The following is a 26,560-nucleotide window of genomic DNA, read 5'->3' on the forward strand; positions in this document are numbered from 1 at the left end:
CTGATTTTAAATAAATCAATAATGACCACTCCTAAGTAACTAAGCTTATTACAACTGCTTGTACATAAATTGACGATGTTTCTGAAATCCATGTTTATCGCAAAAAGACTTCATGATATCATTGCCAGCCCAATAATCTAGTTCAATTCTATGTATCTTTTTTTCTTTTGCAATTTGATAGACCTTCTCCATTAGTTTCGTACCATATCCTTTATTTCTGTCGGTTTGACTTACACATAATTGATGTACAAATAACGTTTGATAGCTGTTACGAAACACATTTTCCTGGTACTGAACGACTTCAGTCCAAATATAACCTAAAGCTTCTTTATTTTTTATAATTACAAAAAACAGTTGCTGCTTATTTTGCATAATCGTTTTAAAAGCTTCTGTTATCAACTCCGAATTATATTCTTTAAAAAACTCTGGGTACAAATTCACATGCAACTCATGAACTGGTTTATTTAGCTTTGCTATCAGTTCATAGTCATAGGTACGGGAAATATTCATTTTCACTACCTCCTCAGCGGATACTCGGAACTATCGTATAGAGTCTCTAATAAATTAATAAATAACTTTTGTTGAGCTGGGCGTTCCCAATCCTCCTCGTATTCGGCCATTAGCCACATAACTTCGTCTAAGAAAACATGCTCAATTGCTTTCGTCCAATAGCTTATTTCCTTTTCTTCTAAGTTAATCGACTCTTTATAGCCTGACAAAAATACGTCCCATTCTTCCTTTGTAAATAATCTATCAGGTGCCCCGTTCATTTCATTATGAAATAACAATAATGCTAAAGCTAAATCAAAAATCCTTGGAATCCACGTTGCGTTATCTGGATCAATCAAGTACGGAGAAGGGGTGTAGACTAAATTATTCGCTTTATAATCATGCGGCGTAGCAATATATGGTAATTCGCTATTTTTTAACTCAACTTGATGAGAAACAATTTCTAATAACTTCTTCTCGAGCCTATTACTATCAATTGATATATTCACTTTAGTAGCATGATTTACGATATCTTTAACACTCGTGTCTATTTCCTCTTCATTAAAATCATATACATCATACTCTCCAAGTTGATACGTATTTTCTTTCGGTGACCGAGCATGTATGTTACCGAGTAGTTTTCCAGCCTCATAGATTTCTTCTTTACTACCAGTATACGGTTTACCCAGGATGAATGGATAAACAACATATGTTTCATCACCTATAGTTTGTGGGTTTTCTACTTCTAATTCTACTGGTGACACAACTCTTATCTCATGTTCCCGTAGCATGTTTACATAGTTCATCAATCCATGAGGTTGTTTCTGTGTTCGTTTTACAATATAATCCTTTCCTTCACTAGTAATCTTATAAACTGGTGAAAACGGATAAATACTTTCAGGATTTGACTCTACTTCAAAGCCAAATTTACCTAAAATCTCTTTTCCTGTCATAATACTTCCTCCATATTTCAGTTAATTATGTATAAGCGCCCTCATTTATAGGTGAGGATTTGAAATCTATTACGTCACCATTCTTGTATATAAAATGGTGATTATAAATACGGCTACTTTCTAGCATACACGGAAGAAAGTATGGTAGGTTAGCGACACCTGTATTTTTGGGGTGTAAAATCCAATCTATCTTTTTCCAATCCAAAATTCCTTCAACTGTTTTAATCGGAGATTGATAGTCATATGTAATTGGTAATTCAACAACGAAAGCATACATACCATTACCTGAATTAGCTGTGTCCGAATCCCAGGTAACCGTACCTTTGTATTCTATACGCTCTAAATCAATATTGGTTTCTTCTTTAATCTCGCGAATAATACACTCTGTCGGTGTTTCATTTTTTTCTAGCTTCCCCCCGACTCCATTCCAGCTTCCCATCCACGTAGATGATTCACGGTTGAGTAATAGAATTTCTTCTCCTCGTTTAATAAAAGCAATTGTGTATTTTAACATGTTAAGTTCCTTTCTAAATGTACTTAATTTAGAAGTTCTTAATTACTTAAGAACTTCATTCCATCAATTATTTTCCAACTCTACATGCTGTCTCACTAATAATCATGCTAAGCTTTAATCGACTAAGCCATGTTTCCGCAGTACTCGTACTATAGTTGACACCATTAACTTCTTCCCGGTACTCTAATCCATTTACTTTACAAGTAGCCACATTTAATCCTGCAATTCTATGTACAATCATTGCCCACTCGGCATCAGTCATTTTTTCTTTCGAATACAGATCAATGTAGTTTGCAGCTTCTTTTGAGAATGCACACGACCCTGCTGTAATATCAACTTCTTGATTTAATTCCAAAGAACAAATTTTATTTGTTATCTTCTCTGTTTCCACCCATTCTACTGGATGGGTTTGGAATGCTCTTTCTGTTCTACCAATGATTAAATAGTCTTGATTGGATATTTCAGCAACAACTTGTTTTAACTCTTGTTCATGATAGCTTGCCCATGCTAGGATTCTATCAAAATCAGCATAGTGAAAATATCCACTATTACTAGATAAACCAAATTTAACAGCTTCTCTTCTTGCATGAGCAGCCCCTTTTTTGGGTATGATTTTCACATGTAACGTGCTATTCCTTAAAAGAGTGATTAACTCTGTCGAGGACTCCTCACTAACCGTAATGTAAAGCCCTGAATATATGGATTCCAGCACATGCTGAACACTTTTAATTAAACTTATAGATTTTCCTTTTGGATCATGTGTAACTGTAAGTAGTGAAACGTTAGTCAATCTAAGACCTCCTAGTTAAATAAACTATTCGGAGAGAAGTAATTTACCCATAATAACATAAGGCGGCCCCTCTTTTACTGGATAAAAATCATCTCTGATCGTTAACCAATTATTCTTCCCGTATAGTCTTCGAGCTGGTATATTATTCGTTTGTGTTGTTAAAATAGCTGTTCTATGGTGCAAATATGTTTGTAGATTATTCAACAATGATTCTGCTACTTTTTTCTTTCGATACTCTGGATGAACCGCTATCTCAACAAGTTCAAAGCAATTATGTAACCAAAAATCTTTTTCTTCCTCTAAACCTTCTTGAAGTATGCCATGATAGTATTGACCCGTTAATGATGTATAACCATAAATGAATCCAGTTATTTCATTATCTTTACTATGGGCTACCAATCCAACAAATCCAGGGTAGGAGGAATGCCGTTTCAATCTATTTAACATCTCGGAATCCTGTTGATCCCAAACTAGGTCGTATAATTGAACTACCTTTTCTATTTCATCGTGATTTACGTAGAACCTACTTATTTTCATCTTTATCACCTGTATTTTAATACTATATCAGAGTACTCTATCTTAAACATTTCTATATCCGAGTTAGCTAATTGGTCGATTAATTGCTTTTGTCCTCCTATCAACGCAAAGTCTACATTGTAATTCATATGAATACACCAAGATCGTTCTTCAGACCAACAGTAGGTTGGAAAGCTACCAACCTCATTTATTAGAGCGATTAATTCGGTAAGTTTCCCGTAAAATAATAGCTCTTCATTAACCCAACTGTTGGGAGCATAGTAGAAATAACACTTACCTCCCGTAAATTCCCGAAGTAAGATTACAAGAGATTCTACAATACCTCTGTCTAGATCGCCTTCCTCAGAGGTAATTAGGTAACAAGGTAGTGATCCTCCAAAGAAAGAAATAAAAGTGGCTGTAGTTATTTCACTGTCGTATGGCATTCCGTACTTACAAGCTATATCCTTATATGTAAACTTTTCACCAAGGTCCATTTCATCTAAATCACTATCCCTACAGTCTTCAAAAGTTAAAGATTCATTCTTAATAAGGTTATCTCGAAATAATGGCTGTAGAATCTTTCCATATTTCAAAAACCTGGGTGGAATAACATGTTTTACTGTCATCCCCTGGGAGTAGTGGCTTGTATCTAGTTCATCAAAGATCCATCTTGTCTCCTCAAAATTAATCAATTTATCCATTATAACAACTCCATATTAATACTGTTCCATTCTAATCTCGAAGTCCCTACTAGTTATATGCAGGATAAGCTTATATTCCATTCGTATTCATTAGAACAATTCGCCATCCATCTGGATCTTCTATCGTAATCCCTTTCTCTTTCCAATAATGGTTTTCTGGTTCTACCTCAAAGTACCCCATTAGAGATAATCGTTTTGCTACATGATCTAATTCTTCTTTACTAGGTATATAGAACACGAGTAGATTATCCTTTGTTGGAGCTGGACAAGGACTTCCATCAACATGTTTCGTAATCTCTAATTGGTAGGATGAATCAGGCAGTCCAAAAATCACACCAGTAAACCCACGATGACCTTCAAAATCACCAATTCGTGGTAGTCCAACTCCTTTTTCATAAAAGCTAATAACTTGATCAAATTTGTCTGTTGGTCGAGCAACTCGTATTTGAGCAGCATTAAAATCCTTGAATTCCATAATTTTTCTCCTTTACTAATTAATCTAAAGCACCGCTTCAAAGGCGTGTAACACTATACAAAAGGATTTAGGCTGAATGTAGCCCACCCAGTTTCTCATTTACTGCATCAGCAATTATCAGATAATATTCTATTGTTGATTCCCAACACTTCTCTCCATTCAACCCAATTGTTTTCAGCTAATTTCCTCCGTTTCTAGTCACTTCTTTTGATAGGTATTCCAAGCAGCACAAGGAGGAAATGGTATATTTCTTAATACCTCTAGTGCATAGTCATCTGTCGTATCAAATTCCCCTTGTAAGAAGGTGTACCCTTTTACTAACCCATACTGTATCTGAGCTATAACTAAATTTGGTATGTAACTTCGATCATTTCTACTTCTACACCCGCACCAACCTAATTCCAATGTTTCCACATGATCATCAGAGTGATGAAGAAAGGAATAAGCGAGAATATTGTCCATCGTTTGATCAAATTGAATAAAGCTACCATCTAACAAAATATCCTCCAATATAAGTGCCTTCCATCTATTTTCATCAAAGTCTGCAACCGGATTAGAACGATGTGTTTCTTCATAATTAGCTTTTACTAGTTTGGTAAGTTCCCTCATTCTTACCTCATCTTCTATGATTTCAGCTAGTGATTTTATATCTTCTGTTTGATTTGGGAATAATAAATCTTGTACATGATCGAGTTGTAGTTTCGTCATATATGTTTTTCGGATAAGTTCAAAACCATTACGATTATAGAAATCTATTAACCCTACCGATGAATCCCATACAGACACTTGCAACGGATAATCTACTTTTGCTAAATTGGTTTCAACCATTTCCAGTAAATCTCTTTCGAATATGGAGTAACTTAATATAGGATTGCTAACAATGCGTATATAGGTACAATATGGATGAAATTTGCTTTTCCATGCAATGATGACACCGACCAATCTTTCTTCAAATACTGCAGAAAAAGCTTGTATCGTATTGCCGCTAGCAAGTAGATGAACGAAATAATCCTCTTGATTCGTTAGTCTTATTAATTGTTTTAGCTGTTTTTCATCTTTTGTTTCATAGTTTCTAATTATTGGTTTCATTTAACTCTCCTTTTATGATTAAAACTAAATCCTTTATAACCTCAATAACTAATTTTGGGTTTTCTAGATGCATAGAATGACCATGATTCGTTTGGATTGTTGAGACATTATTTGTAAGATTACCTAAAAGTTCTTGTTGTTGTTTCCATGTTGGATCATTATTTTTCGAACTTAAGACTGTTACCGGTAAATTTTGTTCTAATGGCGATGCTTGTTTAACCAGCTGTGCAGATTTTTCAGCATAGATAAATTCCTTACAGACGGCTTCGTAAGCACTAGGTTGATAACTTGTATAATGAGCTACATCTTGATAGGGAGCTGGCAACCACTTCCTCCCCACAGCAAGTCCTAATAATCTAGGAATCCCTATTTCTGACATTATAAATCCTAATTGAAATAGTCTGTTACTTTTTTTATATTCCTTCTTACGGGATTGGTCCCAATAATTGCTTATATAACGATTTTCGTGTACAGAATCAATTAACACTATCCCCGCAACCTTTTCTGGAAATTTGCTAGCAAATAAACGCATGTTCAAACCACCATAGGAATGCCCTACTAGGATGAGAGGTCCTTCAATATATAATTCTGTTAACAATTGATGTAAATCGCTGACCATATCTTCACTTGTATATTTTCCATTAGCCAACGTACTCCAACCATATCCGGGACGATCAAATGAAACTACCCTAGTAAATTTAGATAATTCAGGTTGGATGTGTACCCAATCAAGCGAACAGCAACTTAGCCCCGCATCTAAAATAACCGTACACCTTGCGTCTTTATCTCCTGTTACAATCGTATGGATCTTTTTACCTCCTACTTCTATTAAGTCACCAATTGGTGCTTGTCTCCTTTTGTTATGAATGGTTCTATTAATCAAATATAATGGAAATCCAATTACATTCAGTATATTTCTCATAATGATAGCCTTTTTCATTTATTTAATAACCATACCTTTTCTTAAATTCTTCACTTAGCTCACTCCACACATCAAACATATTTCCGTTTGGATCCGAAAAAACAAAATTCCTTCCTGTATGTCCCCTATTTTCTATTTCCCCAACAGTAATCCCTTTCACTTTAAACTCCTCATGTAAGACTTCTAGTGCTTCTAATCCATTCACCTCAAACGTACAGGAAAAATGCTGTCGACCATGCGCATCATAGAAATTTACATTTTCCCCATTTTTAGCCCTAACTAAAAAGAAGCTTTGATTAGCAAAATCTAAAATTGCCTTTTCTTCATCTATGTAATTAAGAATTGCACCTAAATGATCGATATACCAATTCGTTGACTCTTGAACATCCTTTACTGGCAAATATGTTGTTCCAACTCTTACTAGCGATTCTTTCATCGTATCCTCCTTGATTTTTATAATTAGCAAATCAATATAATATTAAAAATATTATAACACCTAATCTATGATAGAATATAATTAACTGAAAAAAATTTACACAATTTCCCTATCTGATTATTTATATTAAAAGGAGTGTTTATATTGGAAAAATGGGAGTATGCAGTAGAAACTTGGACATTAGGAATCACTTCAGCAGATCGTGAAGAATTCGAGGAAAAATTAAATGAATATGGTAGTCAAGGCTGGGAATTAGTAAATGTTATCCCCCAGGTTGGTGGAAGAGGTGGAGATGTTAAAGTAGAATTTAATCAACTATTATTTAAAAGGAAAAAGTAATGAAATTTGCATTAATCACGGATATTCATGGCAATCAAAACGGCTGAGGAGTTGCCATTTTCCCTCAGCCTTTCGATTAAAACTTCTCTGCAAGGTATAAAGAAATTTCACGTATTCGCCTATCGGTTTCATCCATAACATCATCGATATGCTTCGCTCGCGAGTAAAATGTATCCCCTTCAATAATATGGTCGGAAAGATTAAGTAATCCAATCGATTTTCGATTAAATTTCCTCGCTATGGCAAATGTTGTTGCAGTTTCCATATCGACTCCAATATGACCATCCTGTGACCAACTCTTAACAAGCTCTGCAGTTTCCATTAACATCGCACTTGTAGAAAATACCGATCCCGTCACGTATCGATAGCCTTTTTCTTCACAATAATCGATTGCAGCGCAAACCAATTCAGAATTAGCATATACCATCGTTTCACCTGGGGCATACCACTGAGATACTCCATCTTCCATATAAGCACCTGTTACAATTAAAATGTCACCATACTCAATATCTAAAGATAATCCACCATAATATCCGGTTTGGATCAAATTTTCCGTTCCCATTAATGCAAATCGATGGGCAACCATCGAAGCAGATGGTCCACCAAAGACATTCGCAAAACCTATTTGCTGATTGTTATGCTCTCCTACAACTAAATTCCAGGTAGGATGCCACTGTTCTTTGGTTAGGAGTTTTTTCCAAGTTTCCATATTTTCTTCATGTTCATACTCGCCATGAATAATAAACGTCCCTGGAATATAAGCTTCCTTCATTCCTAAGTTTTTCATCCAATCTTCTTTTGTATAGTCTCCGTATAGTTTCATCGATTTCCCCCCATTTATTTGGATTGATAACTAACCGTACCTCATGTTGTTTACTCCGCGACAAAAGGTTCACAACATCTGAAAGTAACAAATCTGGAGATGTTTCCATATGAAAAGTCCCAACAAAGCGTCCTTTTGGCATATTAGTCTTTTGAAATCCCATTAAAAAAAGACTTGCTCATAAAAAATGCATTCGCAGTAAACAATTGATTAATTTCTCCTGCATATATCTTAGCTTCCATCTCATCTATATCTACTAAATGTATATCAATAAACTCTGTAGCATCTAAGTTTTGATCATACGCTAGATAAGCATCTTGAATGAAAAAGGTGATCACTTTATTCGTCTGCGTTGCTGGATTTACGTAGTATTCACCTAAGCATATTGGGTCTTTCTCTGATATATACCCTGTTTCCTCTCTTACCTCCCTTATTACTGCATCACGATATGTTTCTCCATCCTCTGGTTTACCTGCTGGAACCTCTAAGAAGAAATCTTGTGCTGCATGTCGATACTGCTCTACTAAGACAATTTGATTTTCCTTTGTTACAACTATAGCATTGACCCAATCATCATACTCATTTACGTAATAGCTTTCGATTAGATGACCATTCGGTAATTCACAAGTATCTTTTCGCACGTTTCCAAAAGGAGTTTTGAATATATAGTTTGATTGTAGCGTCTTCCATTTGTCCACCGTTATCCCCCCTTCAGCCTATTTCCTTACCACATAGGTAATTGCATTTGTTCTTAGTAAAATTTCTTTTCCATTTCTATTAATATTATATTCTAGCGGCTTTACGATTTGCTTAACTAGATTCCACCCACCATACATCTCCTCTAGTTTCTTTTTCATATTACTAGTCGAAATGTTAATTTCCATTTGAACAGGAAGCTTCTCACCCGTTTCTATATCCATTTCTTTCACATCAGAGTTAACGATAATACAGTTAATTCCTCCATTTTTCGTACCCGCAGCCATTTGTCGAATTACACGATCAAATTGCTTCTGTGAATCAACATGTTCTATGCTAGACACTGCAATGATAAAATCATATTCGTTGGGCTTTATATGGTAATCTTCTATATTCGCTTTGACTGCTTTTATTAGATTCGAAACACCATATTCTGAACTATAGTCCTTCAATCTTCTGATAGCTGAATCTAGTAAGTCAACACAATCTATCCGGCATTGTTTATCCACAAAGGCTTTAGCTACTGGAATACTATTTCTACCAACACCACATCCTAAATCCAGTACATTTATCTCCTCATATATATCAAAGTACGGTAATAATTCCATGACAGTCTTAACAGGTCTGTGTAGCCAAGAGCCCGCTTCAAACAACTTATAATTATCGTAGCAATAATCGTGGTATTTCTTTTCTTCTGATCGGATCAATTCAATTTGCCTCATACTTACACCTCTACCTAGGAATTTACTTTCTCAATATAATAGACTGAAAACTAAGGCTTCCACCGACTACTGATGCTGGAAGTACATTGAAATATTCCACTTCCAAGAAATCAGCTAGTAGTTCTTTAATCGACTCCTCTTCGAAAAATGAAAAAAATCTCTTCGGTTCATACGAATCATTTGGCCAAACACCTTCCCAATTCATGCCTCCATACAAGCCCAAATAAAAAAGGGCTGATGGTTTTAGTACACGTCTGATTTCAGCAAGAACTTCTCTTATATGTGACTTAGGTACATGTAACAAACAATTTAGTGCCCAGATGGAATCAACACATTCATCTGGAAAATCAAGATTTTCAAAGCTCATGACTTTTGCATTCAACCCTTTTTCCTTACATAATCTAACCATTTCAGGAGAAAGGTCAATACTCATCGTTTCCATTCCATTTTCTTTAAAATACAAACTATCTCTTCCAGGTCCTGCACCTATTTCAAGTATGTTTTTCTTATTTTCGTTTATTAAGCACTCCATAAAGTGGTCTCTCTCTTTTGTTTTCCAATCAGGTATTAACATTGAATCTCTATTCATTGCCTGCTTATTATACGAATTTATTAAATTCTTTTTGATCAATATATCCATTCGTTATCTCCTATACATTAGACGTATTCTATCTCTTCCTAGTTAAATCTCTCATCATATTTTTCACATGTGAAGTTGCTTCATCATGTAGTTTAATAGAATCTTTGAAAATAAAATCACTAGGTTCAACTGGTATTTTTGCGATAGGCTTTACTTCCTTTTCAGAAATCCATTCATTTTTAGCTCCACCTTGTTGAAAGCCATCTTTATCGAATAGATAAATCATTCCGTTTGTCCAACGTTTTCCATGATAATCTTTATTAAGTGAGAAATAATAATAACGTTTAACTCCCTTTTTAGTATCCGCCGTTAAACAGGCATTTCTTAATGAACCTTCATATTGGCTTCGATTGATAACTGCAAAAAACATAGACCAAATACTATCAGAAGCCGCAAAGACAGCGGTTACCTTTTTCCCATTAAATAACGTTTGATCTCTCGGTTCAAATATATTGATATTAGGATTATTGGATCCATGCACTACTATATTTTTATTTTCAATTAAATAATTTAGAAATATGTATTTGGGATCAGGTAGATCGTACGGAATTAATTCGCCATTACCTGAGGAAACATATTGCTCGTACAGGCTTTCAAATTCCGTAATTGAATCACCGGAGACATCAAGTTCAGGTATCTTTAAAAATTTTAACCTATCTAATAGCCTTGTACGTAAAGCGTTCAGCATACGAAATTCCCCTTCACTCCTTAATCAGATAACACCCACTCGACAGCACTCTTCAAATCTTTTGCCACGTAATCTGGTTCCACATCAGCCCATTCACCAAAATAGTCCCCTTTTTGAAATTGATGAAAAGCTTCCTTACCCGCACCGGTTTGTACCAACACTTTCTTACAACCCGCTCGATGAGCAGCTAATAAATCTGTCCATCTGTCACCAATAACCACGCAATGTTCCAAATCCAGATTATGATCCTTTGTAGCTTGGACTAACAAACCAATATTCGGCTTTCTACAATCACACATCTGTTCATGTTGATGAGGACATAGATACACTTGGTCAAACCCATATCCTGTTAATTCACGTACAAACATATCCTTAGTTACTACTCTTTTAGATACACCAGGTTGATTAGTAAACGAATAGACTTTCTTACCATTCATTTTTAATACTTTAATAGATTCTTGAGCATGTGAAAATAATTCAAATTCACCTGGATATTCTACTTGATCGCTCCCCCCAATCGTTCCATCTCTATCGATGAACACGGCTTGAATCATTCTCTTCCTCCTTTACGAGCTATAACTATACCTTTCATAACAACCGTCTATAATTTCTTCTATTCTTCCCTCATCCCACGTAAGCTCTAATGCAGACCAATTCGTCTTTCCAGATAGACAAATCTTCCAATCATTTTCTAGATTAAAAATAATTGCTGCATCAGAATGTATATATTCTTTTTCAGACTTATGTTCTTCAGTAAATATTGCATATCCTCTTACCTTTTTCCAAATCCCTATTGATACTAGTGGATGATAAATAGTTATTTGATCATTTGGATCAATGTTATACTTTATTGGTTCAGGAGTTAATTGCTCCTTAATCTCAATATCCCAGTACTCTTCCCAACCCTCCGTTTCTAAGTATTCAATATCGACAGCTATGTAGAAGGTTTCAAAACTTAGCAAAACCGTTTGATAAAAATGATATAAAGGACTTGTGATTGATTCCGAATTAAGGGATGGACTATATAAAGAATTCAATCTTTCTCCAACCACTTTATTTAAACTATCAATTTCATTTTTTGATAATACCTTTTCATACTTCACCATTTGCAAACTACCTCCTATTAATAAGGAACCTCTCCCTGAATAAACGGGATTACTATTAATAAAATAGAAACAACAAAAAGAAACCAAAATAAATTCGATCGAAGCCTTCGTTTAAGTGGATATTTTACAATTGAAGAAAAAATCATGGTGTAAATAGAGTAAAGAAAAATAGCGACTGCAAACCAAAGGACCCAGACATCCCCATAGACGGTAATTCCAACAGATTCATAAAAAGGTGTTATCACAAAAATTGTCAACCATAACCCGATGATCAGAGCGATAATAACTTCGACAAGGACGATCACAACTAGTAACCATTCCTTCAAAACTTCCATCTCCTTTTAATAGATTATGTACATCAAAATGGGTAATGAAGAGTAATGAAGAATTATAATATGCCTCCTCCCTTTTTTGGCATTAAGCTAGTTGGATTTATATTTTTCCCCTCAATAACAATTGCAGTAAGTCCACATTCTGTTTTCGTTTCATGCCACTCTCTAGCTTCCCAAAATACAGCATCACCCTTGGTAACACGGATAAATCTATCCTCTTCCCCCCTAACTTCACCTTCTCCTTCTACAATTAACAGAAGTTGAGAAACCGTTGCTTGATGGTAGCCTATTACACCATCTATTTCTAAATGCATACAACCTATATGAACAGATCCTTGTGTATTCAAAATTCGTGACATAACAAAATTAGAATCAAAATGGGTAATCTTTGTTCCAACCTCTTGTTTAAAGTTAAAGATCTGCATTCCGTCTCCCCCCCTTGAAAATTAACGATAAATTCTAATATTTTAAACCATTATAACACTTTAACAACAGGTTCAAATAACATTTTTGCATCAAAAAAAGCATTGCCCAATTACAATGCTCTCACAAATGGTGCTATCTATTTTTTCTTTTTTACTTCTTTAGCTGCTTCTGCTTCTCGTTTTTCTTTTATGTACTTACCTACCTCAGAATAGTTAATTCCATTACGTACTGCAGCCTGGATGACAAAAAATAAAATTACAAATGGAACCATATAGATAACCATTTGCATTAAAAACGCAAAAAATTCTCCCACAAAGAACCCTCCTTAAATATGTATAAGCACTAACAAATTCATCACCTCCAATTATACCAAACAATAAACCTTAAGACCTAACTAAAAAAAATGAATAACTATTCACCCCTCCTACCTTCGCCCACACAAATCCGCCTATCCCTAAATAGACTGCAATAAGGGATGAAAGGAGGGTTTTAGTTATTTCATGAAAAAATACGAGATATTCACACTAATTAGTCTTGCCATTGTAATTGCAATCCCGATCTTTTTAAATTTAGCAGTTTTTGATGACCAAGATAGTTCACCACGAGAGGACCCGCCTCAAGAGGAAAATGAAGATAATAATTCAGATGACGGCAATGATGAAGAAGAAAGTGATCAAGGAAACACTGATGGTTCTGGTGAAGAAGGAGACCAAAATAACGACAATAGCGATGAAGTTGTATGGGGCGTAGACTCCGCAAGCTATACGGATGAAAATATGTATTCATGTGTTGTAGACAACTTTGGTGAACCAGAAGTGTGGGGACGCTATTTAGGTGATCGTGAAGGCGTCTCTCAAGGAATGGATAGTGATGAAGTTGACTACTTCCATGAAAACGATATTCAAATTCTCGTTATTTACAACCATGTCAATGATGCAAGAGGATATGACCATGGTGTCGAACACGGGGAAACAGCTATTCAATATGCAAATGACTTAGGTGTTCCTGAAGGTGTTGCGTTATTCGTTGATATCGAGCCAGAATATCCAGTAGATGCTGCATTTATGGAAGGCTGGTATGATGCATTAAATGATTCCAATTATGAGCCAGCTATCTATGGAGTATTTGATGAAGGTAGCGAATTATTTGAAGCGTTTAACGGATTGGAAGAAGGCGTTCAAGAAGATACAGTTGTATGGTCAGCTTATCCTCAAGAGGATGTAACAACTAAGGAAAACGCTCCAGAATATAACCCTGAAGGACCTGAAAATGCATTGCTGTACGGTTGGCAGTACGCAATCGATGCGGAAACTTGTAATATTGACACAAATCTATTTACAGGTGAAATGATCGAATATTTATGGTAATCATCTAGGAGTGGAAGGTTAATCCACTCCTTTTCATGTTATTCACTTACTTTATTTCGTTGTAATGATGGAGGACAAGCATAATTATACTCTTTAATCTTTTTATTGATTTCTTTAACCAGCTTTTTTCGCTCTTTCCCTTCCCTTGTTTGGAGCTGCTCTTTCAAATGATCAATCTCATTCGCTAATTCTACCCATCTAGGAAGAACATGATTATCCTTTAATGTTTTGTTTAGCTGTGCCTCATAGGAATTTCCACCATAATTACGCCCAAGATGAAGAGGCTTTCCTTTACCAGGAAGATCTTCAAAATGCCCCTCATCTTCAGCCTTCCTAATAATTTCTGTCATATGATCCTTGTATTGCAAACGTTCCTCAACTTCATACTCCCTCTTCTTCCCATCACTCATGAACCTACCTCCACTCAGCATTATTTTTTGTCGGTGCCTGTCACTTGTCGAAAAATATTATATTATCCCCAATTATCTGGGTCGGACATACGGATTTCTTCTACGACTTCATCCAGATCAAATGGAGTAATTACGTAGATTGGGTAGTCTTTAGACGCGTTTTTTGCTTCTTCGTGAAAATAACGATTGCTTCCTGGATACTCTTCATCTAATAGTAGCAAACAACCGTCGCTTTTATCCACCAACCATTTATTTTTAGCAACAAATTGATATGGACCTTTATAATCGCCTTGGTACATCGGCTGATAAAAATCTGCTATCATGGTTAATTCTTGATACTTAAGTTGTAAAGGCTCTGGCCACCGGTTTTCCTGATTTTCAAAGGGAGGAATAATGGCAATTTGAATGTCATACTCCTCCTTAAGATCAAGCACAATTTCTGCTGTCCATAATTCAACTCCCATTTGACCGCTAACTATCACCCATTCTAATCCTTCTTCAATAAAGCCTACCAGCTTTTTCGTAATAGCCGCCTTGACAAATGCGATCTTAGGATCATTCTCTTTAAATATATTTAACTCCATCGGTTTATATCCTGTTACAGCTAGGACCTTCATATGAAAACATCCTTTTCAAATATGTACAAGAGCTGACAATTAGCTGCCAGCTCTTTCATGTTACCATCATTTATACAACTATCTCCAAGGATTTGCACCCGGTACTGGTGGTCTTCCTGGTGCACCTACTGGACCCACTCCTGGTCCTGCTGCAGGGCCAACTCCAGGCCCAGGAGCTACTCCCGGCCCTGGTGCCGGTACATTATAAGCTCCACCAAATACATCAATACTGTTCACTGTATTCACTGTTGAAGTTGAATGTGGATAAACATGTTGATTTTCAATTAGATGGTGATTCATTACTGTCGTATGCGATGGATGTACATGTTGCACAACTTCCTTTGAGCAACAATGTACAACATCCTGCTTGGTTGGGTGAACAACTTGTTTAGGGCACCCAAAATGTGGTCTTCGATGTCTCATAAATATCCCCTTTCTTGTGATAAGTTCACTAATAAACTATGACAGGTGACCGATACTTGTATAAGACAGTAACCTATTTTAGTGAAAATATCATTATGACTGGGAACCGCCCACATTAATAATGTGCTAACAAGCCCTTCCTCATAGCAACTTTCTCACAATACAAAAAGATTGCAAGACCGACAGCAAAATATACAATAGCATTGATTCCAAGTATTACAAAATCACCCATGCTTATTTCATTTAAAGTAACTCCATTAATCATGACATTACGTACTAGATCTACCCCCTTAACAAAAGGAAAGTACGCTAAAAATGGAGCAACAGATAATGGAACAAACGTTAATCCCATTAAGATAAACTGTAAAATTTGCAGAAATGCTTGAACCTGCTTCAGTATGATGGAAATCCCTGCAATGAATAGCCCAATCCCAAACATGCTGACTAATGTTAAGAGTAGAATGGGTAAAATTGTGAGAACATCTATGTTGAGCCACTGACCAGTGGTTATCATCGATAGGAAAAGTAAGATAATGACAATAATAAAGTTAAGAACTGTTGTCGCAAAGAGTCTTGTCGTCATGATTTTCCATATTCCCATTGGTGACATAGAAAGTTGTTCTAACGTTCCTCTCATTCCTTCATTAATAACTTCCCAACCGATATTATTGATAACCGTGAAGGCTAAAAACCAAAAAATATAATTAACAATTGCGTACTGTGTATTTACATCTTGTGAGCTTGGATCACCAATCACTTGAATTCCTAAAAACATACCAAGAAAAACAAAGTAAAATGTAAATAACATGGCAAGTGTATTTGGCAAATACCGTTTTAATTCTATATATTCTTTTCGTACATTTGCTTTAAGAAGGTTAAACCAGTGCATGTTGCTTCTCCCCCTTTACAATTCTCATAAATATTTCCTCGAAATTAACGGTTTTACGATCAATTGCTTCGACAGGGGTATGCTCTAGCTTTAACACATCAAATAAATCATAAATCTCTTCACTTTTTGTTAGATCAACTTCTAAAATGGATTGAACTGTATCTGGAGTATATTCTAGTTGTGGGAATTTCTGAAGTAATAATTGATGTTGCTGTTCACTTAGTAAACCGCCTAGCGTAATGGAATATGCCCGCACTTCAAATAAACGCAACAGATTTTCCACCTTATCGTCAGTTACAATATTTCCATGATTAATGATCACTGTACGATCACATAAATCTTGAATAACATCCATATCATGCGAGCTAATGATAATTGTTCGGTTATAGTCCCTAACAATCTCTCGTAGCATTTCTCGTACCTCATAGCCAGTTTCTACATCTAATCCTAAGGTCGGTTCATCGAGTAGTATAACCTCACTCTCTGCAAGCATTGCAACAGCAATAGCGAGCTTTTGCTGCATTCCTCTTGATAGTCGATTAACTAACTCATTTTCTTTTTCTTTCAAATTGAATTTTACAAGTAGATCATCAATTTTTCCTGCAACATCTTTTCGGGATTGTCCTCTGTTTCCAGCAAAGTATTCAAGATTTTCTCGAACAGATAAACGCCAATATAGATTTCTGTTTCCTTCTAACACAGCACTTATATGCTTCAATGCCTGCAATCTTTTGTTTTGATTGTTGATACCATTAACCGTGATCACTCCAGAGTCAGGCTTTAGCAACCCACAAATGGATTTAATTGTAGTCGTTTTTCCTGCACCATTTGGTCCAAGTAGTCCAAGTATCTCTCCTTTATTCACCGTAAATGAGATATCATCTACTGCTTTCACGATTTCTTTTGACTTTCTTTTTTTGTAAGACTTTTTTAGTTTTTCAACCTTGATTATAGGTTCCATATCCCCATCCCTTTCTTTTTCTAATACAGGTTACATTCTATATGTTGTGCCCTATAATCTCTACGGTCCTTGGGTTGAAAATGTTTCAGACTTAAGACGTACTCATCATGTTTTGCTTATCGGATACCTTGCTGTATATTTACTCTCCATAAATCCTTTTGCCCCTCGGTCAAGCTCACCACCGTGAAATGCCATATACTGAATCCAATCCACTAGCATCTCCCTCACTAAAATTGAACACTAAACGATTTAAAATGATGGATACCTGTCCCATGTCGAACAACATTTTTACTTCGTAGCTCATATACCGCTTCTAATACCTCAAATAAAATAATTGGATCGATTCCTAACTGATTATGTGAGCCATATATCTTCTGAACACCCTCTAGATAAGATATTCTTTCTAATGAATTCACTAAATCCTCTGGATCTGTCGTTGGATAAAATGCATAAATAGGAGTTCCTGTATAAAATAAATCGCCAGTGAATAAAAAGTCCCTAGAATTGTCCAAAATACAAATGTGACCTGGTGAATGGCCAGGTGTATGTAAGATCGTTAATAAACGATCACCTAAGTCAATTAAATCTCCATCAGATAATGTCTCTGTTGGTTGTCCCTGAAATGGTGTATATGTACTAGGGTCAAATGTTGTAGGAGTTGGTTTCGTAATATCTCGACCAATATCTTTTCTAATTTGTTCAACTGGTAAACCCATTATTCCATTGACTAGCCAATCTTTTTCAGCTTCATGGACTAATATCGTATCAAATTCTCCATGACTTCCTATATGATCCACGTGAACATGCGTAGTGATCACGATAATTGGCAAATCGGTAAGCTGGTCTGTGATTCGTTTTATATTGTCGATTCCTAATCCAGTATCAATTAGTGCGGATCGTTCCTCACCAATTAACAAGAAGGAATGTACTTTTTCCCAGTGGCCATATTCACTAATAGCGAATGTTTTCGAATCTATTTCCTGCACTGTAAACCATTCATCATTAATTTCTTTCATTAATATTCCTCCTATGTATTGCGTTATCTATTCTATTGTAGACCAGCGTGATAGACTGCGCAATTGAGATTAAAAAACTTGGAATTTGCCAAGTGGTGAATGCCTTAGTTGCAATTATGCAGGATAGGAAAGTTTATGCCCTATCCTGCATAATTGAAAAAGGTAGCTCCTCACTACCTTTTTTAACATATCTAAAAATCATGATGTGGATTTTGTTTTTGCCTTGAATGATTACGATTCTTAACCTTTTTAGATCCGCTTAACGGTTCACCATAAGGTTGTTCTGGACCAAGTGGTAAATCAGGTTGCTTTTGTTGTTTTGGCCCTTTTGGTTTACCTGCCATAATAGAAATCCCCCCTTTCAGCATACATGTATAGTTTTTGGGAAGGATATCAATTTATACAGATTAAATTTAAATGGTAGGTACTTTGTAATAAAAGCACCTACCTGAATTGTAAAAGTTGGAGGGTTAGATTAATCTACTAACAAAATAAAGCTGCAACTAGGGCAATTAATAGAATAATTGGTGTGAAATTAAAGAACCAGACAAATTATAGAAGTAAAGCTACTACTAACATTCCTATTCACCTCCCATAGTCTTTCTATGAGATTTCACATTAATAGAATATGGGATTTATGTTTACCGTTTGAACGAAGACACAAAATTCTTTGAAACTCGTAAAAATAGTTATTTTTAATAGAAATCTAACCTATTATCTATTCGCTTTAAACTAGATTTTAGGATTAGAAAAATTCCTATTAATTATTAATAGGTAATCATATATTTTACAGATCAAATAGACATTCACACTTTCCATTGTTCGATTCAAACATACCTATGTATTGAGAGATTTAATGGTAAGGTTGCTGAAATTATTTGAAGAAGCCGAATAAAAAAACTGGAGCCCAAAAGTACCGACAATTAAAATATAATAGGCAACATCGTATCCCCAATCAAAGAAACACCTCTTCTAATGTAGCGTTCACAATAAATCATGATATACAGAATACGTTATCCAGTAGCGAACAATTCCTATTTCAGCTAAAGCAGCAATGGAATAATAAAAAAATAGATACCGAAGCAATAGATAAATTACTAGGGCTGATCAACACACTGAAAACAGAAGAAGGAATTGCATATGTGAAGAGTTTAAGTGGCTAGTTTTAAAGAACACGCAAAAAAAAATATCGATTAAGGGAGTGATGAAAACGATGTCAAAGAATTTAAATCTTGAAGATCTATTTAAAAGTTTTGGTAATACAGAAAATGCACCTGATTTATTAAAAGATATGTTGAAAGATCCAGAAATGAAACAGCAAGCTATGGACGTAATGAAAGAAATGATGGATGATGAAGAACAAATGAAGAAAATGACAGAACTGATGTCAAAAATGCTTTCAGATAAGTAATCTCTAACTCTATTGGATAAAACTACTAATTTTATAATAACAGGTGAAATATAACTATCATAAAAATCTATCATATTCTAAGTATCAGAAAGGAGGTACTAAATATGATAGATGAAATTAAAAGAAAGATAAATGAAATGGAACAGAAAGTGAACAGTAATCTTAATCGTACTAGTTCTCGTAAAAGTATAGATATACCAAGTATCGAAACGTTACAACAACGCATAAACAATCTTATTAACCAAATTAAAAAATAGGTGCTTTACTCCAGCTAACCACACCTCTTCAATCATACATGGAGAGGTTTATTCTTTTTATAACATGAATGGCTACAGCTACATAGATCAAAGGGCGATAAATACATCGTTAAAAGTAGTATTTAAAAGTTTTTTCAATCATACACGATTTAAATGAGTTTCTTTAAATTCCGACTGATATTTTAATCCAAATCCAAACATCCTATCCATTCCAATATGTGCAGTCCATATTATTCCAACTGCTATAGTGCTTGGATTAGATAATAATAAACCGAAAAAAATAACTATAATCGCTACGGTATATGTGTGAAATAAATTGTATAGTAATGCTCCGATCTTATTATTTACTAAATAGCCAAGCATTGAAATATCTGGTGCTAATATCAAGATAAAAAATAATAACCAACTAAATTGATTTAATCCGTAAGCATATACACTTAATGCTAAAACGGCAAAGCCTTCAGCATGTAATAGTAGTTTATTCATTTCCTCCCCCATTCCTTAAGTAAGGTTCCAACCACCTCACCCCTATCTTTACTTTTATACGTTCGAATATAATTTAAGTTCCCACTATTGGTGAAAAATTAATTTGGGACAGCTTCATAATTTAACCTTTCATCTTGTAATGCTGACAACCTAGCTTATACTTACTTTAACCAATGGTCTGGCTTCTCTAAATAGCTCGGTAGTTTCGTGTGAATATTCCCCTTAGCAGAATTGATCTGAGATTGTGTTAAAAAGAGACAGTCAGTTAGGTTAGCACCACTAATGTCGGCATCTCTCATGTCGGCACCGATAAAATCTACCTTTCTTAAATCAGCATTTCTCAAATTCGATGCAATCAAAAGTACACCTCTAAAATTGGCACCTATTAAATTAGCACCTTCTAGGTTTGCTCCTATATAGTTACGTCCTTTTTTCCTTTTATTAAAACCACTTGTTTTTTTGCGATACAGTTCACTTGTTTTTATCAATAAGTCGTTTACTCTACTTCTATGTAAAGTTATATTCATATTTATTATTTCATCAGGTGTTTTTTTCGTAAGTTTTATTGTTTCATCATAAATTGCCTGCAAGCTAGATTGAAATGATTTTGTTTCCTTCAAATTCATAGATTGATAGAGATACCAAAGCATTTCATGTAGTTGTTGAATTAAAGGAAATACGGTAAACATTTCGCTAGAATGCTCAGCGTTATTCCTCCAATCACGTCCTTCATAAAGGAACTGTGAAACATGTTGTCCAGCTCCAAAACACTCATACGAAACACAACCACGAAAACCCTTTTCTCTCAAGTTATTATGTATACTACACCGATTATCTACACATAAATTATGGCAAGGTTCTCCCCCAGCTTTATCAGCTGGAAAATCTGCTGATTTCGCATATGGCAAAGCTACACAGCATAACCCAAAGCAATTCTTACAATCTGATTTTAAAAAATCCTCCATATCCGTAGACACTTCCCGTATTGTTTAATTTAGAATTCAATAAATTGAATATATTTCTAGAAAGTACAACCTTCCTCAACTCTTTTTGTATCCATTAGTTATTCTTTTTCCAAAGCACTATAGCAGTAACAGTCATCCATAAAAAAACAGATCCATAGAGTATTCGTTGCAATAGTCCGCCGGGAATAAATATCGTCTGAAAGAATAATAGTATGAGACTACCTGTAGTGATCAATGTACACACAAAAGTCCAAGTCGATAATCTTGGCATGTTATGACGAATCGCTCGACCGATTAAAATTAAAGCAGGAATTTGAACAATCATACCAGGTAGAGCTCCAAATGTATGCCAAAGAAAACCAATATCGGCAGGGATAATTCCTGATATGGTAAAACTAAGTCCAAAAATCGCCAATAGTGTGGTTGCAATCCTTGTTTGCCTTTTATTTGGCCAGAATTGGTGTAGAAAAATAGCACCTACAAAAATAACAATTCCTGTGATTGTAAAGGTCCAATTCATCAGTAGATGATAGGGTGAACAAATTTCATAGTTAGCAAGTTCATAGGTATCTATTCCACAAGATGTCACCCCAAGGTCACTCATAGGCTGCGTGAATAAATTGTATGATACAGTAGATGCTCGAATGACTATAAACTCGATAATAAAATATAGACTTAATGATATCCAAGATATAAAGCCAATTTTTGCTGTGATTTCTCGTTTGTTTCGAAGCAAGAACGCAGCAAAACATACGATAACGGTCAAAACAGACATAATAAAAAAATATGAGCTCATTATTTCTCCTTTTAATAAAATCTTGTGTTTCCACTATAAGTTGAATATAGTTTATGTAGTTGTAATAGTAACCTTACCTTCTTTATTCTCCTCGTGATTCCATTCAACATGAATCTCAAACGTTCCATCCTTAAAGAAAAAAGGAAACCTTCTTCGAATTGATTTTTGCATAGGTAAATTATATGCATCATCTATATTTACCCATTCTAATTTTCCTTCTGGAGGATTTTCTAATAGTTTTCCTTTAAACTCGTTTGTAATATAATTGAAAATTAAATATCTATCCTTTGCAATTGGGTTAACATATTCATATAATCCCTTATAGATTAGGTTACTAACTTCTAATCCAGTTTCTTCCTTCACTTCTCGTATGGCACTTTCTACTAAGCTCTCTGGAAACTCTACTTTGCCACCTGGTGGAATAAAACCTTTGAAATTATCATGTTGTCTATTAAGAAGTAAAACCTGATCCTCTTTTTGAATCATACAAACTGTCCATAGTTTATAGTTAATTGATTGATCCATAGTTATCCTCCATACGTTGATGACATTATAATTTTATTGTAAAGGTGATGATGTATGACTGATTATTGCATAACTTGCTTTAAGTAAAATCTCTCGTATTTATATTAATCTTTTTGATTTAATCTAGTGTCTTTTTGATAACTTAACACACGTCAATAATAACATAATATTCTAAAATTACTATCGAGATTAAACTTTGTATTCACAAATTATGTGGAATAGGAATAACCCCATTTATGATAATCAACTTTTAATACCTTCTATACAATTTGAAAAGGGCTATGCTCTTCTTAGAGCATAACCCTATTTCTTGTTGATTTTCCTTAAAATAATATACTTATTTCCCTCAAAAACACCTCAAGACTGTTATTTGTTAAACAATAATATTCAGCCAAACTTTGCTACCATCCACTCATAACTGTAATTTGTAAGTCATCAATCAATTTATTTTTTAGATTGATATCTGGATGAAGCAAAAGCATTCCCTCTTGTGCCAATTTAATTACTTTTGATCTTGAAATATTAAAGATTTCTGCTAGCAGTTTATCTATCCTGAGACCAAAATCATATTTACAGCAAATTTTAATGGTAACTTGCTTAGACTTTTGATCAAGCGATTCCTTTCTTATCTCGTACCTAATATTTGTATTGACTTGATGACAATGCTTTCTTAGCTTATTGATTTGAAATGCATAAAACCAGATTGTTTCTTTATCATTATTCATAAACTTTTGATGTAGCACAGAATCAATTTTATTTACGTTAATTCTTGATAAAATAGGGTAATTCCAAGTTCCCTCACAATGAATACAGCTATAGATGAGCCAGATATCAACTGTTTTCTGATTTGCATTTACCCTGAACTTCTCACTACAATAAAATTCTGTGTTCCTTTTACATTTGCTACAATTTCGTATGACATATGGTGTCTCCTGAGGAATGATCTCATAGGTTTCTATATTATTAGAACTCATACACCTGCTCCTCCTATTTTTCAGAGGAACGCCAATAACGGTTGGATGGAGAAAGATTTCCCATTAGAAAACTTGGCATTTGCCAAGCATTTATGGCAAAAGCCTTAGTTGCACTTATGCAGCATAAGAAAGCTTATACTTTCTTATCTGCTAAAAAAAGCAGAATCCCTTATAGGTATCCCGCTTGGATGTAAAACAACTGATTATCCCGCGTTCCCTGTAATGGCTAAAAATAGGCACACTTCTCCCGTGTTCGAACAATAACGTTCAAAAAGAAGTGTACTATTTAGTTGCTTAACCATTACAAGTATGCTGGCAAATCTAATTCCACCTTCCATATTTCTCCTATTATTAGGATATCACTATTGTGTATGATGTCAATGATCGGTTTAACGAAAATATTAACCGTTTTCCAACTGGTTACAAAGCTTTTCCCATTTCTGTTCTAAATCTTCTTTTTCTTTATATACCTGCTGTAATAGCTCCAAATCTTCTACTTCTAATAACTTTTTGTCTATCTCTGTTATGCTTTCCTCCAATGAAACTATTTCCCTTTCTATATTTTCAGTCTTGATATACTTTTTCTTATCTGGTTTCTGTTTACGTAGGGTAGATTTTGTTTTTTCTTCCACATACTTCTGAACGGTATTTTCTCTTAATTCAGCCATTTTCTCCTTTGCCCAGTTATAGTCCCCGTCAAAACAATGGATCTTCTTTGATTCTATCCAATATATTTTTCCAAATAGCTTGTTAAGAAAATACCTGTCATGGGACACTGCCAAAATAGTACCTTGATAATCTTCGAGTGCTTCTTCCAACACTTCCCTTGATTCAATATCTAAATGATTGGTTGGTTCATCTAGGATAAGCAAATTAATGTCTTGATACATCAATTGAGCTAACCTTAAACGCATCCTTTCACCACCACTTAGTTGAGATACTTTTTGAAAAACAGTGTACCCATAAAACATAAACCTTGCTAAGATATGTCTTGCTTCTCCTTCTGTTACATTCACCTCATTCCTAAAGGCATCCATAACCGTTTCATTTTCAATAGAAGAAAAAATATTTTGAGATAGGTATCCAATTTTGACATTACTACCAATCCGCACTTCTCCATCATCTGGTTCAAGATGCTGCAGGATTAATTTGATTAATGTAGATTTTCCTGTTCCATTTTCTCCTATTAAAGCAGCATGTTCTTGATAAGACACATGCATAGTTACATTCTTAAATAACTGCTTTTCATCAAAACTTTTTGAAATATCGGTAAGGATAATGACATCATTCCCACTTCGATCCGCAGCTTCCATTTCTAAGTTCATTTTCTTTCGTTTTAATATCGGTCGATGTAACTTTTCCATTCGTTCTAATGCTCTTTCCATGTTCCTTGCCCTTCTATGCAGGCCGTCATTTGGTGGATTTGCTCTGTTTGCCCAATCCCTTAATCGTTTAATCGCTTCCCTCATCTTTTTAATTTTCTTTTGCTGTTCCTCATAAGCTTGGAATTCTCTTAGGAGCCTCTCTTCTTTTTCTTGTACAAAGCCAGAAAAATTTGTGTGATAGGAAGTTACTCCCCCATCTTCTAAATCAATTACCATATTCACTACTTCATCAAGGAAATAGCGATCATGAGAAATAACAAGGACTGTCCCTTGATACTCTTTAAGAAAATTTCCGAGCCATTCGACTGCCATTAAATCTAAGTGGTTTGTCGGTTCATCCAACAACAGTAAATCTGGCTGTTTGAGTAACATCAGACCTAGACCAACTTTTGTTTTTTCGCCTCCACTTAATTGAGCAAATGGTTGATTAAGTAAAGGGTGTATATTTAAGCCGTGAACGATTTTTTCGATATTAGATTCTATTTCATATCCACCATTGATCGTATACTGTTCTTGTAAATTCCCGTAATCGACAATGAATTTTTCCAACCTTTCTGCGTCTCTTTCCATCCCCATTTTAATTTCAAGCTTTTTCATTTTTTCTTCTAGCTGCAATAGAGGGGAGAAAGCTAAGCGTAATACATCCTTGGTCGTTGTCGTATCATGGTATTCTGGAATTTGTGTAAGATAACCAATGGTAGCACCTTTTTTCCAGTGTATTTGACCTGAATCAGCTGTTTCCTCACCTGCTAGTAAGCGAATTAAAGTTGTTTTTCCGCTACCATTTCTCCCTACTAGACCCACACGTTGTTTATCTTTTATTTCAAATGATATATCTTCAAAAATGGAGTTTCCTCCATACATCTTTGCTATCTTATTTACACTACATACAATCATCCGATTATTCCTCCTTAAAATAAGTAGTAAATTCTTAGTTAAATAGACAACTTGGCTATTTATGCAAAAGCCTTCTTTGTACTGAAGCAGATTAAAAGGCTTATACTTTCTTAACTATCAAAAAAAGCCATGAGAAGACATACCTTCCCATGGCTACTAATTGGACAATTAATCAAGCCGTTTACCTGATTCAAAACAGCTTCATATTTCTGTTCAAATATTGACTATTACCATATGGCAAAGCCTTCATTTTACCATGAAGATAAGAAATCATTCTTATCTTCTAGAAAAAGGAGAGCATGAAAATGCCCTCCTTTCAACCGTCCTACTATTATGTGGGTTAAGAGATGTTTTCACCGTTTTAGATTACTATTTAGTTGCTAAAAAAAGACACACGTGTCCCGTTAGCAACTGCAACAGCAAATTTTGCACGGCAAAAATAAAGGAACTCAGCCCAGTATCCGTGCACTAAAACAGCTCGATTTAACATCTTAACTCCACCTCCGATTCCTTTAAATTAA

39 protein-coding genes and 1 pseudogene are annotated in these 26,560 nt (G+C 34.9%); 5 read left to right on the forward strand and 35 right to left on the reverse strand.

The genetic code is table 11. The annotated features are described in order from the left end of the window. Positions 1-48: 48 nt before the first annotated feature. The 11 genes and pseudogenes from GMD78_RS10910 to GMD78_RS10955 form a co-directional block, all read right to left on the reverse strand. Positions 49-510 (reverse strand): GNAT family N-acetyltransferase, encoded by a 462-nt coding sequence (locus tag GMD78_RS10910; protein WP_155668859.1) that lies wholly within the window; start codon positions 508-510, stop codon positions 49-51. 5 nt (positions 511-515) lie between these two features. Then, positions 516-1,442, reverse strand: coding sequence for a phosphotransferase (locus GMD78_RS10915; protein WP_155668860.1), 927 nt, complete (start codon positions 1,440-1,442; stop codon positions 516-518). A 25-nt stretch (positions 1,443-1,467) separates the two neighbouring features. After that, entirely contained in the window at positions 1,468-1,956 is a 489-nt protein-coding gene (locus GMD78_RS10920; RefSeq protein ID WP_155668861.1) for an NUDIX hydrolase, read from the reverse strand. A gap of 67 nt (positions 1,957-2,023) precedes the next feature. After that, positions 2,024-2,746 (reverse strand): hypothetical protein, encoded by a 723-nt coding sequence (locus GMD78_RS10925; RefSeq protein WP_155668862.1) that lies wholly within the window; start codon positions 2,744-2,746, stop codon positions 2,024-2,026. A gap of 24 nt (positions 2,747-2,770) precedes the next feature. Continuing rightward, complete coding sequence (locus GMD78_RS10930) at positions 2,771-3,283, reverse strand: GNAT family N-acetyltransferase (RefSeq protein WP_155668863.1); 513 nt, start codon at positions 3,281-3,283, stop codon at positions 2,771-2,773. Between the two features lie 5 nt (positions 3,284-3,288). After that, positions 3,289-3,966 (reverse strand): hypothetical protein, encoded by a 678-nt coding sequence (locus GMD78_RS10935; RefSeq protein ID WP_155668864.1) that lies wholly within the window; start codon positions 3,964-3,966, stop codon positions 3,289-3,291. Between the two features lie 70 nt (positions 3,967-4,036). Then, positions 4,037-4,441, reverse strand: a complete 405-nt coding sequence (locus tag GMD78_RS10940) for a VOC family protein (protein WP_155668865.1) — start codon at positions 4,439-4,441, stop codon at positions 4,037-4,039. 70 nt (positions 4,442-4,511) lie between these two features. Beyond that, a pseudogene (locus GMD78_RS21585) lies at positions 4,512-4,619 on the reverse strand (aspartate racemase); the annotation flags it as partial. A 20-nt stretch (positions 4,620-4,639) separates the two neighbouring features. Next, positions 4,640-5,530, reverse strand: a complete 891-nt coding sequence (locus tag GMD78_RS10945; protein WP_155668866.1) for a hypothetical protein — start codon at positions 5,528-5,530, stop codon at positions 4,640-4,642. Then, positions 5,514-6,452 carry an alpha/beta hydrolase gene (locus GMD78_RS10950; RefSeq protein WP_246187632.1) on the reverse strand — a complete coding sequence of 313 codons (939 nt, stop codon included), beginning with the start codon at positions 6,450-6,452 and terminating at the stop codon, positions 5,514-5,516. The genes GMD78_RS10945 and GMD78_RS10950 overlap by 17 nt, the downstream gene beginning before the upstream one ends. A gap of 22 nt (positions 6,453-6,474) precedes the next feature. Further along, complete coding sequence (locus GMD78_RS10955; RefSeq protein ID WP_155668868.1) at positions 6,475-6,888, reverse strand: VOC family protein; 414 nt, start codon at positions 6,886-6,888, stop codon at positions 6,475-6,477. Positions 6,889-7,032: 144 nt separating this feature from the next. Between GMD78_RS10955 and GMD78_RS10960 the strand changes: the two genes are divergently transcribed. Continuing rightward, complete coding sequence (locus GMD78_RS10960) at positions 7,033-7,227, forward strand: DUF4177 domain-containing protein (protein WP_155668869.1); 195 nt, start codon at positions 7,033-7,035, stop codon at positions 7,225-7,227. Positions 7,228-7,303: 76 nt separating this feature from the next. On the opposite strand, the gene GMD78_RS10965 is transcribed toward GMD78_RS10960, so the two are convergent. From GMD78_RS10965 to GMD78_RS11010, 10 genes are all read right to left on the reverse strand, one after another. Beyond that, on the reverse strand, positions 7,304-8,050 hold the full coding sequence (locus GMD78_RS10965) for a phosphorylase family protein (RefSeq protein WP_155668870.1): 747 nt from the start codon (positions 8,048-8,050) through the stop codon (positions 7,304-7,306). Between the two features lie 143 nt (positions 8,051-8,193). Then, on the reverse strand, positions 8,194-8,748 hold the full coding sequence (locus tag GMD78_RS21590) for an NUDIX hydrolase (RefSeq protein WP_343042262.1): 555 nt from the start codon (positions 8,746-8,748) through the stop codon (positions 8,194-8,196). 18 nt (positions 8,749-8,766) lie between these two features. Next, positions 8,767-9,468 (reverse strand): class I SAM-dependent methyltransferase, encoded by a 702-nt coding sequence (locus GMD78_RS10975; protein WP_155668871.1) that lies wholly within the window; start codon positions 9,466-9,468, stop codon positions 8,767-8,769. A gap of 22 nt (positions 9,469-9,490) precedes the next feature. Then, positions 9,491-10,108, reverse strand: coding sequence for a class I SAM-dependent methyltransferase (locus GMD78_RS10980; protein ID WP_155668872.1), 618 nt, complete (start codon positions 10,106-10,108; stop codon positions 9,491-9,493). Positions 10,109-10,136: 28 nt separating this feature from the next. Continuing rightward, positions 10,137-10,796 (reverse strand): hypothetical protein, encoded by a 660-nt coding sequence (locus tag GMD78_RS10985; RefSeq protein ID WP_155668873.1) that lies wholly within the window; start codon positions 10,794-10,796, stop codon positions 10,137-10,139. 20 nt (positions 10,797-10,816) lie between these two features. Beyond that, positions 10,817-11,350, reverse strand: coding sequence for an HAD-IIIA family hydrolase (locus GMD78_RS10990; RefSeq protein ID WP_155668874.1), 534 nt, complete (start codon positions 11,348-11,350; stop codon positions 10,817-10,819). 12 nt (positions 11,351-11,362) lie between these two features. After that, positions 11,363-11,902, reverse strand: a complete 540-nt coding sequence (locus tag GMD78_RS10995) for a hypothetical protein (protein WP_155668875.1) — start codon at positions 11,900-11,902, stop codon at positions 11,363-11,365. Positions 11,903-11,919: 17 nt separating this feature from the next. Continuing rightward, positions 11,920-12,228: a hypothetical protein gene (locus tag GMD78_RS11000; RefSeq protein ID WP_155668876.1), complete on the reverse strand. Its 309-nt coding sequence runs from the start codon at positions 12,226-12,228 to the stop codon at positions 11,920-11,922. 62 nt (positions 12,229-12,290) lie between these two features. Continuing rightward, on the reverse strand, positions 12,291-12,659 hold the full coding sequence (locus tag GMD78_RS11005) for a cupin domain-containing protein (protein WP_155668877.1): 369 nt from the start codon (positions 12,657-12,659) through the stop codon (positions 12,291-12,293). A 137-nt stretch (positions 12,660-12,796) separates the two neighbouring features. Further along, positions 12,797-12,973 (reverse strand): hypothetical protein, encoded by a 177-nt coding sequence (locus GMD78_RS11010; protein ID WP_155668878.1) that lies wholly within the window; start codon positions 12,971-12,973, stop codon positions 12,797-12,799. A gap of 187 nt (positions 12,974-13,160) precedes the next feature. On the opposite strand from GMD78_RS11010, the gene GMD78_RS11015 reads away from it, so the two are divergent. After that, positions 13,161-14,027: a glycoside hydrolase domain-containing protein gene (locus GMD78_RS11015; protein ID WP_155668879.1), complete on the forward strand. Its 867-nt coding sequence runs from the start codon at positions 13,161-13,163 to the stop codon at positions 14,025-14,027. 38 nt (positions 14,028-14,065) lie between these two features. On the opposite strand, the gene GMD78_RS11020 is transcribed toward GMD78_RS11015, so the two are convergent. The 7 genes from GMD78_RS11020 to GMD78_RS11050 all read right to left on the reverse strand — a co-directional run bounded on the left by GMD78_RS11020 (position 14,066) and on the right by GMD78_RS11050 (position 18,687). Next, complete coding sequence (locus GMD78_RS11020; protein ID WP_196493782.1) at positions 14,066-14,437, reverse strand: DnaJ family domain-containing protein; 372 nt, start codon at positions 14,435-14,437, stop codon at positions 14,066-14,068. A gap of 62 nt (positions 14,438-14,499) precedes the next feature. Next, the gene (locus tag GMD78_RS11025; RefSeq protein ID WP_155668881.1) at positions 14,500-15,054 is read right to left on the reverse strand and encodes an SLOG family protein; all 555 of its coding nucleotides are present in this window, start codon (positions 15,052-15,054) and stop codon (positions 14,500-14,502) included. Positions 15,055-15,132: 78 nt separating this feature from the next. Next, a complete protein-coding gene (locus tag GMD78_RS11030; protein WP_155668882.1) occupies positions 15,133-15,477 on the reverse strand; it encodes a CotD family spore coat protein in 345 nt (114 codons plus the stop codon). A 115-nt stretch (positions 15,478-15,592) separates the two neighbouring features. Further along, on the reverse strand, positions 15,593-16,366 hold the full coding sequence (locus tag GMD78_RS11035) for an ABC transporter permease (protein WP_155668883.1): 774 nt from the start codon (positions 16,364-16,366) through the stop codon (positions 15,593-15,595). Next, entirely contained in the window at positions 16,353-17,327 is a 975-nt protein-coding gene (locus GMD78_RS11040; protein WP_155668884.1) for an ABC transporter ATP-binding protein, read from the reverse strand. Before GMD78_RS11040 ends, GMD78_RS11035 begins: the two co-directional genes overlap by 14 nt. A gap of 227 nt (positions 17,328-17,554) precedes the next feature. Then, positions 17,555-18,343 carry an MBL fold metallo-hydrolase gene (locus tag GMD78_RS11045; RefSeq protein ID WP_155668885.1) on the reverse strand — a complete coding sequence of 263 codons (789 nt, stop codon included), beginning with the start codon at positions 18,341-18,343 and terminating at the stop codon, positions 17,555-17,557. A gap of 191 nt (positions 18,344-18,534) precedes the next feature. Continuing rightward, positions 18,535-18,687, reverse strand: a complete 153-nt coding sequence (locus GMD78_RS11050; RefSeq protein ID WP_155668886.1) for a small acid-soluble spore protein P — start codon at positions 18,685-18,687, stop codon at positions 18,535-18,537. 534 nt (positions 18,688-19,221) lie between these two features. Between GMD78_RS11050 and GMD78_RS11055 the strand changes: the two genes are divergently transcribed. From GMD78_RS11055 to GMD78_RS11065, 3 genes are all read left to right on the forward strand, one after another. Beyond that, a complete protein-coding gene (locus tag GMD78_RS11055) occupies positions 19,222-19,506 on the forward strand; it encodes a hypothetical protein (RefSeq protein WP_155668887.1) in 285 nt (94 codons plus the stop codon). A 50-nt stretch (positions 19,507-19,556) separates the two neighbouring features. Then, positions 19,557-19,754: a hypothetical protein gene (locus GMD78_RS11060; protein WP_155668888.1), complete on the forward strand. Its 198-nt coding sequence runs from the start codon at positions 19,557-19,559 to the stop codon at positions 19,752-19,754. A gap of 104 nt (positions 19,755-19,858) precedes the next feature. Further along, positions 19,859-20,011: a hypothetical protein gene (locus GMD78_RS11065; RefSeq protein ID WP_155668889.1), complete on the forward strand. Its 153-nt coding sequence runs from the start codon at positions 19,859-19,861 to the stop codon at positions 20,009-20,011. 138 nt (positions 20,012-20,149) lie between these two features. Here GMD78_RS11065 and GMD78_RS11070 read toward each other — a convergent pair whose 3' ends face one another. The 7 genes from GMD78_RS11070 to GMD78_RS21740 all read right to left on the reverse strand — a co-directional run bounded on the left by GMD78_RS11070 (position 20,150) and on the right by GMD78_RS21740 (position 26,529). After that, a complete protein-coding gene (locus GMD78_RS11070) occupies positions 20,150-20,497 on the reverse strand; it encodes a DUF4260 domain-containing protein (protein WP_155668935.1) in 348 nt (115 codons plus the stop codon). A gap of 161 nt (positions 20,498-20,658) precedes the next feature. Then, positions 20,659-21,462, reverse strand: coding sequence for a pentapeptide repeat-containing protein (locus GMD78_RS11075; RefSeq protein WP_155668890.1), 804 nt, complete (start codon positions 21,460-21,462; stop codon positions 20,659-20,661). 94 nt (positions 21,463-21,556) lie between these two features. Continuing rightward, positions 21,557-22,258 carry a DUF998 domain-containing protein gene (locus tag GMD78_RS11080; RefSeq protein WP_155668891.1) on the reverse strand — a complete coding sequence of 234 codons (702 nt, stop codon included), beginning with the start codon at positions 22,256-22,258 and terminating at the stop codon, positions 21,557-21,559. Between the two features lie 51 nt (positions 22,259-22,309). Beyond that, positions 22,310-22,783 (reverse strand): 8-oxo-dGTP diphosphatase, encoded by a 474-nt coding sequence (locus tag GMD78_RS11085; protein ID WP_155668892.1) that lies wholly within the window; start codon positions 22,781-22,783, stop codon positions 22,310-22,312. A 401-nt stretch (positions 22,784-23,184) separates the two neighbouring features. Further along, entirely contained in the window at positions 23,185-23,757 is a 573-nt protein-coding gene (locus GMD78_RS11090; RefSeq protein WP_155668893.1) for a DUF1062 domain-containing protein, read from the reverse strand. A gap of 401 nt (positions 23,758-24,158) precedes the next feature. Beyond that, positions 24,159-26,039 carry a ribosomal protection-like ABC-F family protein gene (gene abc-f / locus GMD78_RS11095; RefSeq protein WP_155668894.1) on the reverse strand — a complete coding sequence of 627 codons (1,881 nt, stop codon included), beginning with the start codon at positions 26,037-26,039 and terminating at the stop codon, positions 24,159-24,161. A 373-nt stretch (positions 26,040-26,412) separates the two neighbouring features. Next, positions 26,413-26,529: an RAxF-45 family protein gene (locus tag GMD78_RS21740; protein ID WP_281349700.1), complete on the reverse strand. Its 117-nt coding sequence runs from the start codon at positions 26,527-26,529 to the stop codon at positions 26,413-26,415. Positions 26,530-26,560 lie beyond the last annotated feature (31 nt).

Source organism: Ornithinibacillus caprae (genome assembly GCF_009728145.1).
Lineage (GTDB): Bacteria > Bacillota > Bacilli > Bacillales > Amphibacillaceae > Ornithinibacillus > Ornithinibacillus caprae.

Excerpts from the sequence above, each read along its gene's own strand:
- GMD78_RS10980 (WP_155668872.1), bottom strand. The coding sequence starts at position 10,108 with ATGGATATATTGATCAAAAAGAATTTAATAAATTCGTATAATAAGCAG.
- GMD78_RS10985 (WP_155668873.1), bottom strand. The coding sequence starts at position 10,796 with ATGCTGAACGCTTTACGTACAAGGCTATTAGATAGGTTAAAATTTTTA.
- GMD78_RS11025 (WP_155668881.1), bottom strand. The coding sequence starts at position 15,054 with ATGAAGGTCCTAGCTGTAACAGGATATAAACCGATGGAGTTAAATATA.
- GMD78_RS11045 (WP_155668885.1), bottom strand. The coding sequence starts at position 18,343 with ATGAAAGAAATTAATGATGAATGGTTTACAGTGCAGGAAATAGATTCG.
- GMD78_RS11035 (WP_155668883.1), bottom strand. The coding sequence starts at position 16,366 with ATGCACTGGTTTAACCTTCTTAAAGCAAATGTACGAAAAGAATATATA.
- GMD78_RS11015 (WP_155668879.1), top strand. The coding sequence starts at position 13,161 with ATGAAAAAATACGAGATATTCACACTAATTAGTCTTGCCATTGTAATT.
- GMD78_RS10955 (WP_155668868.1), bottom strand. The coding sequence starts at position 6,888 with ATGAAAGAATCGCTAGTAAGAGTTGGAACAACATATTTGCCAGTAAAG.
- GMD78_RS11005 (WP_155668877.1), bottom strand. The coding sequence starts at position 12,659 with ATGCAGATCTTTAACTTTAAACAAGAGGTTGGAACAAAGATTACCCAT.
- GMD78_RS10910 (WP_155668859.1), bottom strand. The coding sequence starts at position 510 with ATGAATATTTCCCGTACCTATGACTATGAACTGATAGCAAAGCTAAAT.
- GMD78_RS11070 (WP_155668935.1), bottom strand. The coding sequence starts at position 20,497 with ATGAATAAACTACTATTACATGCTGAAGGCTTTGCCGTTTTAGCATTA.
- GMD78_RS10940 (WP_155668865.1), bottom strand. The coding sequence starts at position 4,441 with ATGGAATTCAAGGATTTTAATGCTGCTCAAATACGAGTTGCTCGACCA.
- GMD78_RS10915 (WP_155668860.1), bottom strand. The coding sequence starts at position 1,442 with ATGACAGGAAAAGAGATTTTAGGTAAATTTGGCTTTGAAGTAGAGTCA.
- GMD78_RS11065 (WP_155668889.1), top strand. The coding sequence starts at position 19,859 with ATGATAGATGAAATTAAAAGAAAGATAAATGAAATGGAACAGAAAGTG.
- GMD78_RS10930 (WP_155668863.1), bottom strand. The coding sequence starts at position 3,283 with ATGAAAATAAGTAGGTTCTACGTAAATCACGATGAAATAGAAAAGGTA.
- GMD78_RS10935 (WP_155668864.1), bottom strand. The coding sequence starts at position 3,966 with ATGGATAAATTGATTAATTTTGAGGAGACAAGATGGATCTTTGATGAA.
- GMD78_RS11020 (WP_196493782.1), bottom strand. The coding sequence starts at position 14,437 with ATGAGTGATGGGAAGAAGAGGGAGTATGAAGTTGAGGAACGTTTGCAA.
- GMD78_RS11080 (WP_155668891.1), bottom strand. The coding sequence starts at position 22,258 with ATGAGCTCATATTTTTTTATTATGTCTGTTTTGACCGTTATCGTATGT.
- GMD78_RS11040 (WP_155668884.1), bottom strand. The coding sequence starts at position 17,327 with ATGGAACCTATAATCAAGGTTGAAAAACTAAAAAAGTCTTACAAAAAA.
- GMD78_RS10965 (WP_155668870.1), bottom strand. The coding sequence starts at position 8,050 with ATGAAACTATACGGAGACTATACAAAAGAAGATTGGATGAAAAACTTA.
- GMD78_RS10920 (WP_155668861.1), bottom strand. The coding sequence starts at position 1,956 with ATGTTAAAATACACAATTGCTTTTATTAAACGAGGAGAAGAAATTCTA.
- abc-f (WP_155668894.1), bottom strand. The coding sequence starts at position 26,039 with ATGATTGTATGTAGTGTAAATAAGATAGCAAAGATGTATGGAGGAAAC.
- GMD78_RS10950 (WP_246187632.1), bottom strand. The coding sequence starts at position 6,452 with ATGAGAAATATACTGAATGTAATTGGATTTCCATTATATTTGATTAAT.
- GMD78_RS11050 (WP_155668886.1), bottom strand. The coding sequence starts at position 18,687 with ATGGCAGGTAAACCAAAAGGGCCAAAACAACAAAAGCAACCTGATTTA.
- GMD78_RS10990 (WP_155668874.1), bottom strand. The coding sequence starts at position 11,350 with ATGATTCAAGCCGTGTTCATCGATAGAGATGGAACGATTGGGGGGAGC.
- GMD78_RS11085 (WP_155668892.1), bottom strand. The coding sequence starts at position 22,783 with ATGGATCAATCAATTAACTATAAACTATGGACAGTTTGTATGATTCAA.
- GMD78_RS11030 (WP_155668882.1), bottom strand. The coding sequence starts at position 15,477 with ATGAGACATCGAAGACCACATTTTGGGTGCCCTAAACAAGTTGTTCAC.
- GMD78_RS21740 (WP_281349700.1), bottom strand. The coding sequence starts at position 26,529 with ATGTTAAATCGAGCTGTTTTAGTGCACGGATACTGGGCTGAGTTCCTT.
- GMD78_RS11060 (WP_155668888.1), top strand. The coding sequence starts at position 19,557 with ATGTCAAAGAATTTAAATCTTGAAGATCTATTTAAAAGTTTTGGTAAT.
- GMD78_RS10995 (WP_155668875.1), bottom strand. The coding sequence starts at position 11,902 with ATGGTGAAGTATGAAAAGGTATTATCAAAAAATGAAATTGATAGTTTA.
- GMD78_RS11090 (WP_155668893.1), bottom strand. The coding sequence starts at position 23,757 with ATGAGTTCTAATAATATAGAAACCTATGAGATCATTCCTCAGGAGACA.
- GMD78_RS10975 (WP_155668871.1), bottom strand. The coding sequence starts at position 9,468 with ATGAGGCAAATTGAATTGATCCGATCAGAAGAAAAGAAATACCACGAT.
- GMD78_RS10945 (WP_155668866.1), bottom strand. The coding sequence starts at position 5,530 with ATGAAACCAATAATTAGAAACTATGAAACAAAAGATGAAAAACAGCTA.
- GMD78_RS11075 (WP_155668890.1), bottom strand. The coding sequence starts at position 21,462 with ATGGAGGATTTTTTAAAATCAGATTGTAAGAATTGCTTTGGGTTATGC.